The sequence below is a fragment of the Telluria sp. PB2R4 genome, from assembly GCF_059685695.1.
Window position 1 is genome coordinate 269,467 of the sequence record NZ_JCASIC010000002.1, and the last position, 17,093, is coordinate 286,559.

A 17,093-nucleotide genomic window follows, 5' to 3' on the forward strand; every position below is an offset into this window, starting at 1 on the left:
TGCCTGGAACGCTGAAAGATGTCTGGTAACAGTAGTGATTCGATAAAGCGGCTCCCGCCGCTGCCCACCCTGGCTGCCACTCATGAAGAGGAAGCCGCGCGCCGCCTGCTGCAGGAGGAGCGCGACGCGGCAGTACGCGGCGTCGTTTCGATCCCCGCGATGCGCGAGGCCGTCAAGCGCGCCGCGCGCGAACTCCCCGCCATTTCCGAGGTGCCGCGCACCGGGCCCCTGAGCGCCGCCGCCTTCCATGCGCGCGCCGTGCAGGGACTGCCTTTCGTGATGACCGGGCTGGTCGGACGCTGGCCACTGTGCAGCCTGTCCCCCCAGGTGCTCAGCGACCGCTATAGCGGGCTGCAGGTGCGTGCCCGAACGGGTGACTACATCAACAACGCCTTCCGCGCCGACCGTCCGATGCAGGACATGTCGATGGGCGACTACCTCGAACTGGTCGCCTGTGGGGGCAGCGGCGGCCTGCCGCCGCCCTATGTCGGCAACCTCGAGCTGCGCGAGCTGAATACCCTGTGCCACTGGCCGACTTATTTTCGCAAGATGGGACCGCCGCGCTTCTGGCTCGGCCCGACCGGCACTGTCACGCCGCTGCATTGCGACTTCGACGACAACATCTTCGCGCAGATCTGGGGCACCAAGCGCATCTTCCTGGCGCCGCCCCACCACGATGAATTCCTGTATGTGCGCGAGGCCAACCCGGTGCTGTTCGGTTCCCCGGTCGATCCGGAGGCGCCCGACTACGAGTGCTTCCCGCTGGCGCGCCACGCCAGCCTGGTCGAGTGCATCGTCAAACCGGGCGAGCTGCTGTATGTCCCGGCCGGCTGGTTCCACCAGGTGCGGGCGCTGAGCTTCTCGCTGTCCTCGAACCGCTGGGCGCGCGGCGTGCCGCTGGCACTGCACGATGATCCGTCAGTGCGGCGGCAGAAAGTTTAATGCACCGTGCGCGCGTACTGGGTAAAGTGCTCCGAGCTCAGCGCGTGCTCATACAAGAAGCCCTGGTAGATGAAGCAGCCGGCGTCCGACAGGAACTGGCGCTGGCCCGGCGTCTCGACGCCTTCGGCGATCACCTGCAGGCCCAGGCTCTCGCCCAGCGCGATGATCGAGCGCACGATCGAGGCGTCGTTCTGGTCGGTGAGTACGTCACGCATGAACGATTGGTCGATCTTGAGCTGGTCGAGCGGCAGCTTGCGCAGGTAGGCCAGCGACGAGTAGCCGGTGCCGAAGTCGTCCAGCGAAAAGCTGATCCCGCGCCGCTTGAGCATGGCCATCGTGTGCGCGGTCTGGGTGAAGTCGCTCACCACCAGGCTTTCGGTCAGCTCGAGCTTGAGGCTGGAGGGCTGCACCCCGGTCTCTTCGAACACCCCTTGCAGCATCGGCACGAAATCCGGTTCGATGAACTGGCTGGCGCTGACGTTGACCGACAGCGTCAGCCCGGCCATGTCCGGGAAGCGCTGCCAGTGCGCCAGCTCGAAGCAGGCGGTGCGCAGCACCCAGCGCCCGATCTCGATGATCAGGCCGCTCTGTTCTGCGGCCTGGATGAACTCCGCCGGATACAGCAGCCGGCCGTCCGGCAGGCGCCAGCGCAGCAGCGCCTCGGCACCGATCACCCGGCTGCTGCGGTCGAGCTGCGGCTGGTAATGCAGCACGAACTCGTTGTCGCGCAGTGCCCGCCGCATCGCGCTTTCCAGCTCGGCCCTGGCCGACCAGGCGGCCTGCACCGCCGGATCGTGGAAGCGGTAGGTGTTGCGCCCGGAGGCCTTGGCCTGGTACATCGCGGCGTCGGCCTGGCGCAGGGTCGATTCGACCGTGTCCACGGTGCCGCACAGGGTGGTCACGCCGACGCTGACCGAGACCGAGTACATCACGTCGGCCAGCTGGAAGGGCGCGGCCATCGCGGCCACTACCTTGCTGGCGACCGTCTCGGCCTGGGCCGCCGCGCCTTCGCGCGTGTCGTCCACCGGCTGGATCAGGATCACGAATTCGTCGCCGCCCAGGCGCGCCACCATGTCGGCTTCGCGCACGCAGTGCTCGAGGCGGCGCGCGACCGCCTGCAGCAGCATGTCGCCGGCCGCGTGGCCTTGCGAATCGTTCAGGTACTTGAAGTTGTCGAGGTCGCAGAACATCAGGGCGCCGCACTTGCGGGTGCGCGCGCTGCCCAGCAGGGCGCGGCGCAGGTGGTCGAGCAGGCTGGCGCGGTTCGGCAGGTCGGTCAGGGCGTCGAAGAAGGCAAGACGGTAGATCTTCGCCTCGTTGTGCTTGCGCTCGCTGATGTCGGTGCTGATCGCCAGGATCTTCTGCGGCGCTCCCGATTCGCGGTCGGCGGCCAGCAGCGTCCAGCGGGTGTCGGTATCGATGCAGACGCCGTCACGCCGCAGGTGCGACAGCTCGCCGCTCCACTCGCCGCTGGCAAGCGTGTTTTCGTAGGCGGCCTGGTAGGCCGGCAGGTTTTCGCACAGCAGCTCCGAAAATTTCTTGCCATGTGCCTCGGAAGCACTCCAGCCGTAGAGCCGTTCGGCGCCGTTGTTCCAGTAGATGATGCGGGAGTTCAGGTCCATCGCAATGATGGCATCGCGCGCCTGCTGCAGGTAGGAGGCTTGCTCGTGCACCAGCATGTTCGCGTTGCGTAGCTGCGTATAGTCGAACAAAAAACCCTCCAGCACCCTGTTATCCGAGTGCGGTGGTGCGGCTCCCTGTTCGTACACCCATTTCAGTTCGCCATTGGCGCAGCGGATGCGGTAGGTCAGCTGGAAAGAGCGCCCCTGCTTCAGCGCCTGACTAACGCCGCGCTCGACCGCGCTGCGGTCGTCGGGATGGATAATGCTCGCGAAGGGCATGCCGGGGCGCGCGAGGAAGGCGGCGGCGGGGTAGCCCGTCAGCTGCTCGATACCGGCGCTGACGAATTCCATGGTCCATTCCCCGTCATTGCGACAACGGTAAGCCAGGCCCGGCAGGTTGTCCAGCAGCAGCTCCAGCGACAAGACATGCGGGTCGCCGATGGCGTGCGATTGCGGTGCGTCAAGAGCGCTCATCAAGCCTCTCGAAGTGGTCTGAGTTGCGTATAGATTTAGTTATCTGGTGCTGGTAACTATCCTAACGCAAAAAAGGACGATATTGATGCAGCGCGATTGGAAATAGGAAAAGAAGTTGTAGCGAGAGCAGCAATTGCAGGGGAGCTGCGCCGCCGGACGGCGGCGCGGGGCAGTGGACGGCGATTAAAACGCGGCGATGCCGGTTTGCGCGCGCCCGAGGATCAGCGCGTGGATGTCATGGGTGCCTTCGTAGGTGTTGACCACTTCGAGGTTGACCATGTGGCGCACGATGCCGAACTCGTCCGAGATACCGTTTCCACCGAGCATGTCACGTGCAACACGGGCAATATCCAGTGCCTTGCCGCAGGAGTTACGTTTCATGATCGAGGTGATCTCGACCGCGGCCGTGCCTTCGTCCTTCATGCGGCCCAGGCGCAGGCAAGCTTGCAGGCCGAGGGTGATCTCGGTCTGCATGTCGGCCAGCTTCTTCTGCACCAGCTGGTTGGCGGCAAGCGGCTTGCCGAACTGCTTGCGGTCCAGCACGTACTGGCGCGCGGTGTGCCAGCAATCTTCCGCCGCACCCAGCGCGCCCCAGGCGATGCCGTAGCGTGCCGAATTCAGGCAGGTGAACGGACCCTTCAGGCCGCGCACCTCCGGGAAGGCGTTTTCTTCGGGGCAGAACACTTCGTCCATGACGATCTCGCCGGTGACCGAGGCGCGCAGGCCGAACTTGCCGTGGATGGCCGGGGCGCTCAGGCCCTTCCAGCCTTTTTCCAGCACGAAGCCGCGGATCGCGCCTTCATCGTCCTTGGCCCAGACCACGAACACGTCGGCGACCGGCGAGTTGGTGATCCACATCTTCGAGCCGCTCAGGCTGTAGCCGCCCTCGACCTTGCGCGCGCGGGTGACCATCGAACCCGGGTCGGAACCATGGTTCGGCTCGGTCAGGCCGAAGCAGCCGATCCATTCGCCGGTGGCCAGCTTCGGCAGGTACTTCTGCTTGGTTTCTTCATTGCCGAACTCGTAAATCGGCACCATGACCAGCGAGGACTGCACGCTCATCATCGAACGGTAGCCGGAGTCGACGCGCTCGACTTCGCGGGCGATCAGGCCATAGGCCACGTAGCCCAGGCCCGGGCCGCCGTACTGTTCCGGGATGGTCGGGCCGAGCAGGCCGAGTTCGCCCATCTCGCGGAAGATCTCGCTGTCCATGCGCTCGTGGCGGAAGGCCTCGAGGATGCGCGGACGCAGCTTGTCCTGGCTGTAGCTGGCGGCGGCGTCGCGCACCATGCGCTCCTCGTCGGTCAGCTGGCTGTTCAGCAGCAGCGGGTCATCCCAGTGGAAGGCGGCTTTGCGGTGCGAATCGGAATGGCTCATGGATCTTCCTGTCTCGGTAGGGTTCTTCTCACGAAAAGGCGCGCACCCGTCCCTGGGCCGCGCCATAGCCTGACCATTATAGGAATGCCGCAGCGCCGCATCTTTTGAATCTGCGACAGGCATTTTCATTTTTGGCCTGATAAACCTACCCGTTTGGCGTGCAGAATCATTGTGTAAAAGACACGGCGTGCGCCAGCCCGGCATTGCGCAGGCGGTGCATGTCCCGCGTCGGCGCCGAGCCGAAGTGGCGGGCGTATTCGCGGCTGAATTGCGAGGGGCTGGCGTAGCCGACGCGCTGGCAGGCCAGCCCCGCATCCATGCCGGTCGCAAGCATCAGGCGGCGGGCTTCCTGCAGGCGCAGGGTTTTCTGGAATTGCAGCGGGCTCATCGAGGTCAGCGACTTGAAATGCTCGTGCAGCGACGACGGGCTCATGTGGGCGAGTTCGGCCATGTCGTCGATGCGGATCGGTTCGTCATAGTGCCGGCGGATCCAGTCCACGACCCGGCCGATCCGGTGCGATTCGATCCGTCCGAGCTGGGCCAGCCGTGCGCCAAAGGGCCCCCGCAGCAGGCGCAGGACGATCTCGTCGGCTGCAAGCGGCGCCAGCAGGGCCGCATCCTCGGGGTGGCCGGCAAGCGCCATCAGTCGCGCCGCCGCATCGATGACCGCGTCGCCCGCCTGCGCTACGTACACGGCACGGCGGTCGGGAACGGTCGGCACGCCGTCCGGGTAAGCCTTCAGGATCAGCTCGGGCAGGCGCGGCTGGTCGAAGTCGAGGCGGAAGGAGAGGTAGGGTGCCGCCACGCTGGCTTGCCGGATCATGGCGGCGATCGGCAGGTCGAGCGAGAAGATCATCATGCGCGACGGGTCGTACTCATAGGACTCCTCGCCCAGCATGACGGTCTTGGCGCCCTGGGCCACGATACACAGGGCGGGGCGGTGCAGGCCATGCACCAGTTCGACGCTGGCATTCGAGGCGCGGATCGCATGCACGCCCGGGATGCAGGTGTCGAACGACCCATCGTGTGGCGCATTGGCGGCGAGCAGCCGCGCCAGCCGCGCCAGCGGTGTGGCGGGCTGCGCAGCCGCTGGAGCGCCGGCGAGGAAGGGCGGGTGGTCGAGCGAGTTCATGGTCTTGTCGATGTCAGGATACACGACTCGTTCCGGCATGCGGAATCAGGCCGTGTGGTCGGTCGAGCGTGACAGCGCGGCCATCCCGTGCAGCTCGCTGAGGCGTGCATCGATCGCCGTGCTTGCCATGGTGAGCGCATCGCTACCGGCGAGGAATTGTTTCGGCGGTGAGTCCATGCCGGCCAGGCGCACCACGACGCTGCCCAGCTTGACCGGATCGCCCAGCTGCTTGCCGTGATAGGCGCCGTAGGCGCCCTCGACCGAGCCGTGCATGGCATAGTCGTCGATAAGGTTCTTGCCGTAGCGAACCGAACTCTGGTCCAGGAAATCGGTGCGGAAAAAGCCCGGCTCGACGGTGGTGACCCTGATGCCGAACTTGTCCAGTTCCAGCGCCAGCGAGGCGGACAGGCCTTCGATCGCATACTTGGTGGCGCAATAGACCGAGGCGCCGTCGAAACCGGTGACGCCTGCGATCGACGCAATGTTGATGATGTGGCCCGCGCGCTGCTTGCGCAACACGGGCACGGCGGCACGCAGCACGTGCATCACGCCAAAGACGTTCACGGCGAATTGCTGGTCGATCTCCTCGGGCGAGAGTTCCTCGAAGTTGCCCAGCAGGCCGTAGGCGGCATTGTTGACGAGCACGTCGATGCGGCCGAAGCGCGTCACCGCAGCTTCGATGGCGGCCGGCGCTTGCGCGGCCTGCGCCACGTCGAGCTCGACCAGCGCGAGCTGGGACGGGTTCACCGACGCAAAGGTGGCTTTCAGCTGTGAAAGATTGCGCCCGGCCGCGACAACGTGGTCGCCGCTAGCGAGGGCTGCGTGGGCGATCTCGGCGCCGATGCCGCGGCCGGCGCCCGTAATGAACCAGACTTTACGCATGATCTCTTCTCCATGGTGTGCCGCGTGGGCGGCGTTAAGGTGAAGAGAATGGTAGGGCGCGCCCGGGCGGCGGACTTGCCTGAAACTCCGAGGAAGTGGCGCAATCCTCTGCGGGTAGCGCAGCTAGCCGGTCGCGCCGAATCGTCCGCTGTGGAACAGCAGCGCCGACTGCGGATGCACCGCGCATTCCTCGACTTCGCCAACAAAAATGACGTGGTCGCCTTCCGGGTAGCGGCTGCGGTTGTGGCACTCGAACCAGGCCGACACGCCCTTCAGGATCGGCAGCCCGGTGCGCGACAGCTCGTAGTCGACGCCGTCGAAGGGATTGTCGACGCTGCGGCGCGAAAAGCGCAGCGCCAGTTCCTGCTGGCCGGCGCCGAGCACGTTGATGACGTAGTGCGAATTGCCGCTGAAGATGGGCAGGCTGTTGGCGCCGGCGCCCAGGCTCCACAGGACGAGCGGGGGCTCGAGCGAGACCGAGTTGAAGGAACTCGCGGTCAGCCCGCGGAAAGAGCCGTCGGCAAGGCGCGTGGTGATGACCGTGACACCGGTGGCGAATTGCGACAGCGCATGGCGAAAATGCGTCGAATCGAAACCGCGGGTCGCGGCGCGGGGAGCACGTGTATTCATTGGACTGCCATTATGCCACTGTCGGGGCATGGACCGGTTCCGCATCCCATATCAACTGCACGAAAACCTGCTTTGCGTTACATTAAAACCTATTAAAACTGACGACATCACAAAGGTGTGCGATATGAGCGAGCAAGCGGGGAGAGAGGTCGCCATCCTGGGCGGCGGATGCTTCTGGTGCCTGGAGGCGGTCTACCTGGAGGCGCGCGGTGTGACGCGCGTGGAGTCGGGCTATATGGGCGGCCAGGTCGTCAACCCTAGCTACGAACAAGTGTGCGCGGGAACCACTGGTCATGCCGAGGTGGTGCGGGTGGAATTCGACCCGTCCGTGATCAGTTACCGCGATATCCTCGAGGTCTTCTTCACGATCCACGATCCGACCACGCCGGACCGCCAGGGCAACGACGTTGGTCCACAGTACCGCTCGGTGATCTTCACTACCTCGCCGGAGCAGGAAGCGACCGCGCGCAAGGTCATGGCCGAGATGGCGTCGGTGTGGGATGCGCCGATCGTGACCCAGCTGCTGCCGCAGGAGACCTGGTACAAGGCCGAGGACTACCACCAGAATTATTTTGCCCAGCATCCGCTGCAGGGCTATTGCGCGTTCGTGGTGGCGCCGAAGGTGGCGAAGTTCCGCAAGACTTTCAGCGAGCGGCTCCGGTAGGGTGGGCAGGTTTCCTGCCCACGCGGTGATAGTTTGCAGTCGAAATGCCGTGTCGAATGATCTTGCAGCTAATTGAACGCGTGGGCGAGGGACTCGCCCACCCTACGGGTACATGTACCGTCTCGACCACGGCAACCCGTCGACGTCCCCGTCCGCCTTCCCGCACACGATCTGGTACAGGCTGATCCTGCCATGCGCGAACGCATATGCGCAGCCGGCCAGGTAGAGGTGCCAGATCCGGAAGCGCTTCTCGTCCGTCAGCATGCGGATGTGCTCGGCATTGTTCTCGAAGTTGTCGGCCCAGACCGCGCAGGTTTTTGCGTAGTGGCGCCGCAGGTTTTCGACGTCGCGCACCTCCAGCCCGCCTTCCTGCATCGCCCGCACCACCGTGGACAGGTGGGCCAGTTCGCCGTGTGGAAACACGTACTGGCCGATGAATGCGCCGCCGCCGTAGGGCGTGGCGCCGTTGTCGACGTTGCTTGTCGTGATCCCGTGGTTCATTACGACGCCGCCTGGCGCGAGCAGCCGGTTGACGCGTGAAAAATAGTCGGACAGGTGCTGCACGCCGACATGCTCGAACATGCCGACGCTGGTGATGCGGTCGAACGCGCCATCGACGTCGCGGTAGTCCTGCAGGCGGATCTCGACCTGCCCCTGCAGGCCTGCGCGCTCGACCCGTTCGCGCGCAAGCCGGGCCTGGTTCTCCGACAGTGTCACGCCGACGCAGCGCGCGCCGAAGCCCTGCGCGGCGCGCAGCACCAGCGCACCCCAGCCGCAGCCGATGTCGAGCAAGGTCTGGCCGGGCCGCACATCGATCTTGCGCAGGATGTGGTCGATCTTCTGCTGCTGCGCCGTGGCCAGGTCTTCATCGCCATTCTCGAAATAGGCGCAGGAATAGACCATGCCCGGATCCAGCCAGGCGGCGTAGAAATCGTTGGAGACGTCGTAGTGATAGCGGATCGCTTCGGCGTCGGTTTCGCGCGTGTGCGGGGCAAGCTGGGCGCCGCGACGCAGCACGACATCCAGGCGGCTGCGCCCCTTGTCCAGGCTTGCAGCCAGGGCATTGCCGACGTTGATGATGTCGGCGGCGCGCCCCTTGATATCGATTGCGCCTTCGACGTAGGCGCGTCCGAGGTTGTACAGCGAGGGCGAGCGCAGGTAGCGCAGGGCGGAGCGGTCGGGCACCCGGATGGTCACGCGCGGCTCCGGCGAAAACTCGAGTTGCCGGCCGTCCCACAGCTCGACCCGCAAGGGCAGGGACAGCTTGTCACGCAGGCCTGCGCTCCAGACCGACAGCATCATCTGTTCGAACACGGCGACCTCCGGCGTTGGCGGCCGGCAGGCGCGTGCGAAGCGTCGGCCGACCTAGGGTTGCAGGCGCAGGCGGGTCCAGCTGCCGTCTTCTTGCCGCTCGTACACGATGCGGTCATGGAAGCGGGAGCGGCGTCCCTGCCAGAATTCCACGCGCTCGGGAACGAGGCGGAAACCACCCCAGTTTTCCGGGCGCGCCGGGTCCTCACCGGCTTGCCGTGCCACGGCTTCGTAGTTCTGTTCCAGCTCGGCACGGCTGCCGATCGGCGCACTCTGTTGCGAAGCGATGGCCGACAAACGGCTTTTCAGTGGCCGGCTGCGGAAATACCGGTCGCTCTCCTCGCTCGAGGTGCGCTCTACTCTTCCTTCGATGCGAACCTGACGTTCGAGTTCGCTCCAAAAAAACAACAATGCTGCATATTGATTATCGTCTAACTCCTGGCCCTTGCGGCTGTCGTAGTTGGTGTACCAGGTAAAGCCGCGCTCGTCGAACTGCTTGACCAGCACGATGCGCGAACTCGGCCGGCCGTCCAGCGCCACAGTGGCCACCGACATGGCGTTCGGCTCGTTCACCTCGGCCTTCAGCGCCTGCTCGAACCACTGCGTGAACTGGCGCATCGGGTCGTCCAGCACGTCGGTTTCGTTCAGGCTGGCCTGGCCATAATCCTTGCGCAAATCGGCCACGGCCTGGCCGATCGCAGGAGGCTGGTCCGGCTCGGCGCCAATGCCGCGCCGGTGCTGCATGGCCTTGCCCAGCTGTGCCATCTGTTCCGGGCTGAACAGGCGCATGGCCATCGGCGCCATCGTGCCTTCCTCGCGTTCCATGTGTGACAGATAGCGCTGGCTGAAGCGTTGCACGGCGCTGGCCGACAGTGCCGCGGCCTGGCCTTCGGCGACGGCAGTGAGTTGCTCGTGCAGGTCTTGCCACAGCGCGTCCATGTCCTTGTGATCCTGCAGGATCACCGGCGCCAGCGCCTGCAGCGTGGCCGCGTCCTCGCCCTGCGCCACGGCGCGCAGCATCGGGATCAGGTCCTGTTCCTCGTCCTCGTGGTGCAGGTGGGCCGCCTTCTCGAAATAGTTCAGCACCGCCCGCGCCGCCTGGCGCGCCTGTCCGTCGGCGCCGAATTCGGGCAGGTGGGCGAGCAGCTTGTCGAGGGTGGCCAGCTGCTTGCGGATGCGTCCATGGCAATGCTTGAGGACGGCGATCGGCTGGTCGAAATCGGGGGCGGTGTCGTGAAGGTTCAGGGTCATGGGGTGTTTTGTTGACACACGAGAAGAATTTGATTGACGAGAAGTTATTTTAGTGCAGTTGCGCAAGCGAGGTCCGTTAAAATGACGGGATGAATCTAACCGACACCCCTGCTCTCGAAGGCACCCTGATTGACGAAGTCGACTTTGCGCGCCGCTTTGGCGGGATCGCGCGCCTCTATGGCGAGCGTGCGCTCGAACGCTTCCGCGCGGCGCACGTTTGCGTGATCGGTGTCGGCGGCGTCGGTTCCTGGATCGTCGAGGCGCTGGCGCGCAGCGCAGTCGGCCACCTGACCCTGATTGACCTCGATAACGTGGCCGAATCGAACATCAACCGTCAGCTGCAGGCGCTCACCTCGACCATCGGCATGCCGAAGATCGCGGCCCTGAAGGAGCGGATCGCGCAGATCAACCCGTTTTGCAAGGTCACCCTGGTCGAGGATTTCATCGACCCGGAAAACATCGAGACCATGATTGCCGGCAAGGGTTTCGACTACGTGGTCGACGCCATCGATGGCGTCAAGTCGAAGGCGGCCCTGATCGCGTATTGCAGCGCCAACAAGCTGCCGCTGGTCGTCATCGGCGGCGCCGGCGGCCAGACCGACCCCACGAAGATCGAAGTGCGCGACCTGGCCCGCACCGAGCAGGAGCCGCTGCTGAAGAAAGTGCGCAAGATCCTGCGCGCGCGCTACGGTTTCGCCAAGGGCGAAAAGAACAAGTACCACATCGACGCCGTGTTCTCGATGGAGCCGCTGCGCTATCCGGACAGCGGCGACGCCTGCGAGGTCGACCCGAACGGCGTCACCGGCCTGAACTGCGCCGGCTTCGGATCGAGCATGGTGGTCACGGCCACCTTCGGCATGGTGGCGGCCGGCCACCTGCTGCGCAAGCTGGCGGACGCGGCGAACGCCGAGCCGGTGGATGCGGTCGAGTCTGTTGCTCACGTGCAAACTGTGCAAGAGGATGCGGCCTTGCTATCATAGGATCAGTTATTGATCACTTTGATGGAAGAGCCCACATGATCCGTCGTACCGCATTCGCAGCCATGCTGCTGGCCGCCGCCACCGCTGCCACCGCCCAGGACACCGCCACCCAGCAGCAGGACGCGTCCAAGCCCACCACCCAGCCCGCGCCGGAGCAGCAGAACGTGCCGCAGGCCACCCAAGCGCAAACCGTCCAGCCGCAGGCGGAACCCGTCCTGCCGGCCGCGCCCACGCCGCAGGTCGAGATCATCGACCGCGTGGTCGGCAAGGGCAAGGAAGCCACCGTCGGCAGCAAGGTCATGGTGCATTACACCGGCTGGCTGCACAAGCCGCTGGCGCCCAAGCAGCGCGGCAAGAAGTTCGATTCCTCCCTCGACCGCGGCGACCCGCTCGAGTTCCAGCTGGGCGCCGGCATGGTCATCAAGGGCTGGGAGCAGGGCGTACAGGGCATGAAGATCGGCGGCAAGCGCACCCTGATCATCCCGAGCGCGCTGGCCTACGGCAAGCGCGGCGCCGGCGGCATGATCCCGGCTGACGCCGACCTGATCTTCGATGTGGAACTGGTGAACGTCAAGTAAGTCAAATCTAACCACCGGGAGCCTGGCATGCGCATTGCGAACGACGTTACTGAACTGATCGGCAACACTCCACTCGTACGAATCCGCAGGCTGGCCCCGAGTGGCGGCGCCGAGATCCTCGGCAAGCTCGAATATCACAACCCCGCGCACAGCGTGAAAGACCGCATCGGCCTGGCCATGATCGAGGCCGCCGAGCGGGCCGGCATGATCAAGCCGGACACCATCATCGTCGAACCCACCAGCGGCAACACCGGCATTGCGCTCGCGATGGTGTGCGCCGCGCGCGGCTACCGCTGCAGGCTGGTGATGCCCGAGACCATGAGCAACGAGCGGCGCATGCTGCTGCGCGCCTACGGCGCCGAGCTGGTGCTGACGCCGGGCAGCGAAGGCATGCTGGGCGCGATTCGCCGCGCCGAGGAACTGGTGGCGTCGGATCCGCACTGCTTCATGCCGCAGCAGTTCAACAACCCGGCCAACCCGGACATCCACCGCAGCACCACGGCCGAGGAAATCTGGCGCGACACCGACGGCCGGATCGACATCCTGGTGGCCGGCGTCGGCACCGGCGGCACCATCACCGGCGTGAGCGACGTGATCAAGGCGCGCAAGCCGGGCTTCAAGGCGATCGCCGTGGAGCCGGAAGCTTCGCCCATGCTCTCGAAAGGCACCAAGGGCCCGCACCCGATCCAGGGCATCGGCGCCGGCTTCGTGCCGGCGGTGCTCGATACCGCGGCCTACGACGAAGTGATCACCGTGAAGAACGAGGACGCCTTCGAGACGGCGCGCGCCGCGGCGCGCGAAGAAGGGCTGCTGGTGGGGATTTCATCGGGCGCCGCCCTGTGGGCGGCGGTGCAGGTGGCGCAGCGGCCGGAGAATGCGGGCAAGCTGATCGTGACGATCATTCCGTCGTTTGGGGAGCGGTATCTCAGTACGGCGCTGTACGCCAACCTGGCTGGCTGAAGGCCGGGATCCAAGTTCGTCGCGTCGTATTAGCGCTGAATACACTCAGTGCGCATGTGCATGGTGATTCTCGTGGTCGTGCCCATGCTCATGCCCCTCCAGCGCACAATCATGCTGCGTGGTCCCTTCTTCCACCTGCAGCGTGCAGTGGTGGATGCCGAAATCGCTCCGCAGCTTCGCCACCATCCCGTCCAGCACCCGGTCCCCGGGATAACCGTCGGGCATCACCACGTGCGCCGTCAAGGCGTTCTCGGTGGTGCTCAGCGCCCAGATGTGCAGGTCGTGCACTTCCTTCACGCCCGGCTGCCCGGCCAGGTAGTCGTGCACCGCGCCGGCATCCACGCCGGGCGGCACCGCGGCCATCGACAGCTGCACCGATTCGCGCAGCAGCGACCAGGTGCCGAGCACGATCACGATCACGATCAGCAGGCTCACCGCCGGGTCGATCCAGGTCCAGCCGGTGCCCATGATGACCAGCCCCGAGATCACCACGCCCAGCGACAGCGCGGCGTCGGCCGCCATGTGCAGGTAGGCCCCGCGCAGGTTCAGGTCGCCCTTGCTGCCGGCCAGGAACAGCCAGGCCGAGAAGCCGTTGACCACCACGCCGACCGCCGCGACGATCGACACCGTCATGCCCGCTACCTGCGCCGGCTCGCTGAAGCGCTGCACCGCCTCCCAGGCTATGGCGCCGCAGGCCACCATCAGGAGCAGGCCGTTGGCCAGCGCCGCCAGGATCGACGAGCCGCGCAGGCCGTAGGTGTAGCGGCCTTTCGGCGCGCTTTTCGCCAGCACCGCCGCGCCCCAGGCCAATACCAGGCCGAGCACGTCGGACAGGTTGTGGCCGGCATCCGCCATCAGCGCGGTGGAGTGCGCGATGAAGCCGTAGACGAATTCGATGACCACGAACAGCGTGTTGACGCCGATCGCCAGCGCGAACGCGCGGCCGTTGCCGGCCGGGTCGGGCATGTGGTGATGATGGTGACCGAAACCGCCATGGTGGTGATCGTGACCGTGATCGTGGTGGTCGTGCTTGTGGGTGGTGCTCATGCGTCGATTCCGTTGGCTGGTTCGGCGATGTGCTCGAACATGTTGGCAAGCAGGCCGCTGATGTGGGCGTCGGCGGCCGAATAGAACACCTGCTTGCCCTGGCGCTCGGCCTTGACGATGCGGGCCGCGCGCAGCAGGCGCAGGTGGTGGCTGACCAGGGAGCTGGACAGGTCGAGCGAGGCGGCGATGTCGCCCACCGCGGTCGGCTGCGCCAGGCAGGCCAGCACGATGCGCAGGCGGGTGGCGTCGCCGAGCAGGTGGAACAGGTCGGCAAGTTCTTCGACGGCGCCGGCCGCATGGCCGAATTCAGGGGTGGTAGTCATATTTAACATGTGAAGATCTGTTCACATGTTATGCCAAATGGCCGCGCCCGGCAAGCGCGGCATAAGCTTCAGCGCCGCGGGCCCGGCAACTGGCCGTCGCTGTCGCGCACCTCCGGCGTCCCCAGCCCGAGCGGCTGCAGCTGCGGCAGGATGCGCTTGCGGTCGCCGACTGCGATGACCGTCATCTTTTCCGGCACCAGGTGCTTGCGCGCCGCGGCCTGCACCTGGGCCGCCGTTACCGCGTTGAGCTGGGCGGGCAGGCGTGCGTAGTAATCCATCGGCAGGTCGTAGATGAAGATCTCGGCCAGGCTGGCGCCGATGTCGGCATTGGTCTCGAACGCCCCCGGCAGCGACAGCACCTGCGCATCGCGCGCGGCGTCCAGTTCGGCGCTTGGCAGCGGCGCGTTGCGGATCTCCTCCACCTCGCGCAGGATCTCGCGCACCGACGCGCCCGTGGCATTGCCCTGCACGCTGCCGGCAATGACGAAGGGGCCCGGCGTGCGGTCGTAGCGGAACCAGGAGTGGATACCGTAGGTGTAGCCCTTGGTCTCGCGCAGGTTGTCGTTGAGGCGACTGGAGAACATGCCGCCCAGCGCGCCGTTCAGGACCTGCAGCGCCGGAAAATCGGGCGTGCTGCGCGCCACGCCGATGCTGCTCACGCGCAGCGCGGTCTGCACCGCACCCGGCTGGTCCACCATCACCAGGCGCGCGCCGGTGCCCGCCGGTTCGTCCCGTTCGCCGTCGGGTACGTCGGCGCCGGGCCAGGCCGCGAAGCGCGTTTCCACCAGCGCCTTCAGCTCGTCGCGCGCGATGTCGCCCGACACCACCAGCGCGGCATTGCCGGGCACGTAGTGGCGGCGCCAGAATGCGACCAGGTCGTCGCGCGTGACCGCGCGGATCGCCGGTTCGGTGCCGAGCTGGCCGTAGCCCTTCGGATGCTTGCCGCCGTACAGCGCGCCGGCTGCCGCCACCGCCGCCACCGACTCGGGATCGTCGCGCTGCTGGATCAGTTCTCCGATCCGGTTGGCGCGCTGGCGCTCGATTTCCGCGATGGGGAAGGCCGGGCGCAGCACGATGTCGGCCAGCACGTCGAGCGCCGGGGCGAAGGTCGCGCGCAGCGACAGCAGCGACACCATCGAGGCGTCGGCGCCGCTGCCGGCGTCGAGGAAGGCGCCGAGCTGCGCGATCTCGTCGGCGATCTGCGGCGCGCTGCGCGTGGCGGTGCCTTCTTCCAGCATCTGGACCGTGAAGCCCGCCAGGCCGGGCATGGCGGCCGGGTTGGCGGCGCTGCCGCTGCGCACCACCAGCTCGGCCGAGACCAGCGGCAGGCCTGGCTTGTAGTGGTGGATGACGGTCAGGCCGTTGGCGAGCTTGAAGGACTCGCCCTGCGGCAGCGTGAAGCGTGGCGCCGGGCCGGCCTTCGGCCGTTGCGCGCGCCAGGCTTCGGGTGTGTTGAGCGCGGCATCCACTGCAGCGGCAGATTTCAGCGCTGTCTCGGCCTTCGGCACACGTGGCGCTCGCGGATCGTCGATCACCGGCGTGCCGGGCAGGCCGGTGACGACGGCGCGCGCCTCGCGGCGCAGGTGGGCGCGGATGGCGCGCTGCACGTCGCCTGGGGTGATGCTGCGCAGGCGCTCGATGTCCTTGCTGAGGTAGCCGGGGTCGCCCGTGTACTGGTTGTAGTGATTGAGCTGGTCCGCCAGCCCGTCGCCGCCGAGCTTTTCGACCGCGTTCAGCAGCGCGGTCTCGAGGCTGTTGCGGGCGCGCTCGACTTCGCGCTGCGAGGGCCCCTGTTCGCGCAGCTGGGCCAGTTCGGCGTCGATCGCGGCTTCGAGCGCGCGCGCTTCGACCCCGGGGCGGGCGGTGACGTCGATGACGAAGGTCGAGGCGAGGCCCTGGGAGTTCTGGCTGGCGTCGACGTCCTGCGCGATCTGGCGCTCGTAGACCAGCTTCTTGTACAGCCGGCTCGCCTTGCCGCCGCCGAGGATCTCGGCCGCCACCGCCAGCTCGGCATCGCCGGCCTGGTAGGCGGGCGGCGTCAGCCAGCCCATGAACACGCGCGGCAGCTCCACCCGGTCGCGCACGACCACGCGGCGCTCAGCCGTGATCGGCGGCGTCTCGATGCTGGGGCGCGCCACCGGCGGGCTGCGCCGCAGGCTGCCGAAGTATTTCTCGACCAGCGCGCGCGTCTTTGCCTTGTCGATGTCGCCCGCGATGACGATGCTGGCGTTGTTCGGGCCGTAGTAGCGCGCGAAGAACTGGCGTATGTCGTCCAGCTTCGCGCTCTGGATGTCGGCATGCGAGCCGATGATCGACGCGTAGTAGGGGTGGCCCTTCGGGAACAGCGCATGGGCCAGCGCTTCCTCCACCAGGCCATAGGGTTCGTCCTCGACGGTCTGGCGGCGCTCGTTGCGCACCACGTCCTGCTGCACCGTGAGCGCCTTCTGGTCGAGCACGTCGAGCAGGTAGCCCATGCGGTCGGCATGCACCCACAGCGCCAGCTCCAGCTGGTTGGAGGGCACGGTGTCGTAGTAATTGGTGCGGTCGTAGCCGGTGCTGCCGTTGCTGTCGGTGGCGCCGGCGCCTTCCAGCAGGCGGTCGGCCATGCCGCGCGGGATGTGGCGGGTGGCCGCGAACATCATGTGCTCGAACAGGTGGGCGAAGCCGGTCAGCCCGGGCGCTTCGTTGGCCGGACCGACGTGGTACCAGATATTCACCGCCACGATCGGCAGGCGCCGGTCTTCGACCAGGATCAGCTGCAGGCCGTTGGGCAGCGTGGTTTTTTCGAAGGCGACGGTGGGCAGCGGGGTGGGCGCGGGCTGGGCGCCCGCCGGCGAAGCGAATGTGGTCATTACAAGGGGAAAAGCGAGTAAAAGGGCAAGCAGCCGCCAGTATCTCATGCCGTATTCCATTCAGTGAC

The 17,093-nt window shown here is 66.3% G+C and carries 15 protein-coding genes; 5 read left to right on the forward strand and 10 right to left on the reverse strand.

Going from position 1 to position 17,093, the window contains the following annotated elements; translation table 11 throughout:
• Positions 1-18 precede the first annotated feature (18 nt).
• Entirely contained in the window at positions 19-942 is a 924-nt protein-coding gene (locus AC56LU_RS04690) for a cupin-like domain-containing protein (RefSeq protein ID WP_497174442.1), read from the forward strand.
• Here the strand turns inward: AC56LU_RS04690 and AC56LU_RS04695 are convergent.
• The 5 genes from AC56LU_RS04695 to AC56LU_RS04715 form a co-directional block, all read right to left on the reverse strand.
• The gene (locus AC56LU_RS04695; RefSeq protein WP_497174443.1) at positions 939-3,038 is read right to left on the reverse strand and encodes a putative bifunctional diguanylate cyclase/phosphodiesterase; all 2,100 of its coding nucleotides are present in this window, start codon (positions 3,036-3,038) and stop codon (positions 939-941) included. The two genes, AC56LU_RS04690 and AC56LU_RS04695, sit on opposite strands and share 4 nt — an antisense overlap.
• A gap of 183 nt (positions 3,039-3,221) precedes the next feature.
• The gene (locus tag AC56LU_RS04700) at positions 3,222-4,415 is read right to left on the reverse strand and encodes an acyl-CoA dehydrogenase (protein ID WP_497174444.1); all 1,194 of its coding nucleotides are present in this window, start codon (positions 4,413-4,415) and stop codon (positions 3,222-3,224) included.
• Between the two features lie 166 nt (positions 4,416-4,581).
• Entirely contained in the window at positions 4,582-5,571 is a 990-nt protein-coding gene (locus tag AC56LU_RS04705; protein WP_497174445.1) for an AraC family transcriptional regulator, read from the reverse strand.
• A gap of 21 nt (positions 5,572-5,592) precedes the next feature.
• Entirely contained in the window at positions 5,593-6,429 is an 837-nt protein-coding gene (locus tag AC56LU_RS04710) for an SDR family NAD(P)-dependent oxidoreductase (protein ID WP_497174446.1), read from the reverse strand.
• 123 nt (positions 6,430-6,552) lie between these two features.
• Positions 6,553-7,059: a flavin reductase family protein gene (locus tag AC56LU_RS04715; protein WP_497174447.1), complete on the reverse strand. Its 507-nt coding sequence runs from the start codon at positions 7,057-7,059 to the stop codon at positions 6,553-6,555.
• 124 nt (positions 7,060-7,183) lie between these two features.
• Between AC56LU_RS04715 and msrA the strand changes: the two genes are divergently transcribed.
• On the forward strand, positions 7,184-7,723 hold the full coding sequence (gene msrA, locus AC56LU_RS04720) for a peptide-methionine (S)-S-oxide reductase MsrA (protein WP_497174448.1): 540 nt from the start codon (positions 7,184-7,186) through the stop codon (positions 7,721-7,723).
• A gap of 102 nt (positions 7,724-7,825) precedes the next feature.
• Here msrA and AC56LU_RS04725 read toward each other — a convergent pair whose 3' ends face one another.
• Positions 7,826-9,037 carry a class I SAM-dependent methyltransferase gene (locus AC56LU_RS04725; RefSeq protein ID WP_497174449.1) on the reverse strand — a complete coding sequence of 404 codons (1,212 nt, stop codon included), beginning with the start codon at positions 9,035-9,037 and terminating at the stop codon, positions 7,826-7,828.
• 51 nt (positions 9,038-9,088) lie between these two features.
• The gene (gene pdxH, locus AC56LU_RS04730) at positions 9,089-10,285 is read right to left on the reverse strand and encodes a pyridoxamine 5'-phosphate oxidase (protein WP_497174450.1); all 1,197 of its coding nucleotides are present in this window, start codon (positions 10,283-10,285) and stop codon (positions 9,089-9,091) included.
• Positions 10,286-10,374: 89 nt separating this feature from the next.
• Between pdxH and tcdA the strand changes: the two genes are divergently transcribed.
• Genes tcdA through cysK form a run of 3 tightly spaced genes read left to right on the forward strand, consistent with a single transcriptional unit; the run spans position 10,375 to position 12,803 of the window.
• Positions 10,375-11,265, forward strand: a complete 891-nt coding sequence (gene tcdA / locus AC56LU_RS04735) for a tRNA cyclic N6-threonylcarbamoyladenosine(37) synthase TcdA (RefSeq protein WP_497174451.1) — start codon at positions 10,375-10,377, stop codon at positions 11,263-11,265.
• A gap of 35 nt (positions 11,266-11,300) precedes the next feature.
• Positions 11,301-11,843 (forward strand): FKBP-type peptidyl-prolyl cis-trans isomerase, encoded by a 543-nt coding sequence (locus AC56LU_RS04740; RefSeq protein ID WP_497174452.1) that lies wholly within the window; start codon positions 11,301-11,303, stop codon positions 11,841-11,843.
• Positions 11,844-11,870: 27 nt separating this feature from the next.
• Positions 11,871-12,803 (forward strand): cysteine synthase A, encoded by a 933-nt coding sequence (gene cysK, locus AC56LU_RS04745; protein WP_497174453.1) that lies wholly within the window; start codon positions 11,871-11,873, stop codon positions 12,801-12,803.
• Between the two features lie 45 nt (positions 12,804-12,848).
• On the opposite strand, the gene AC56LU_RS04750 is transcribed toward cysK, so the two are convergent.
• The 3 genes from AC56LU_RS04750 to AC56LU_RS04760 form a co-directional block, all read right to left on the reverse strand.
• Complete coding sequence (locus AC56LU_RS04750) at positions 12,849-13,850, reverse strand: cation diffusion facilitator family transporter (RefSeq protein ID WP_497174454.1); 1,002 nt, start codon at positions 13,848-13,850, stop codon at positions 12,849-12,851.
• Positions 13,847-14,173: an ArsR/SmtB family transcription factor gene (locus AC56LU_RS04755; RefSeq protein ID WP_497174455.1), complete on the reverse strand. Its 327-nt coding sequence runs from the start codon at positions 14,171-14,173 to the stop codon at positions 13,847-13,849. The genes AC56LU_RS04750 and AC56LU_RS04755 overlap by 4 nt, the downstream gene beginning before the upstream one ends.
• 68 nt (positions 14,174-14,241) lie before the next feature.
• Positions 14,242-17,025, reverse strand: a complete 2,784-nt coding sequence (locus AC56LU_RS04760) for a M16 family metallopeptidase (RefSeq protein ID WP_497174456.1) — start codon at positions 17,023-17,025, stop codon at positions 14,242-14,244.
• Positions 17,026-17,093: the final 68 nt, after the last annotated feature.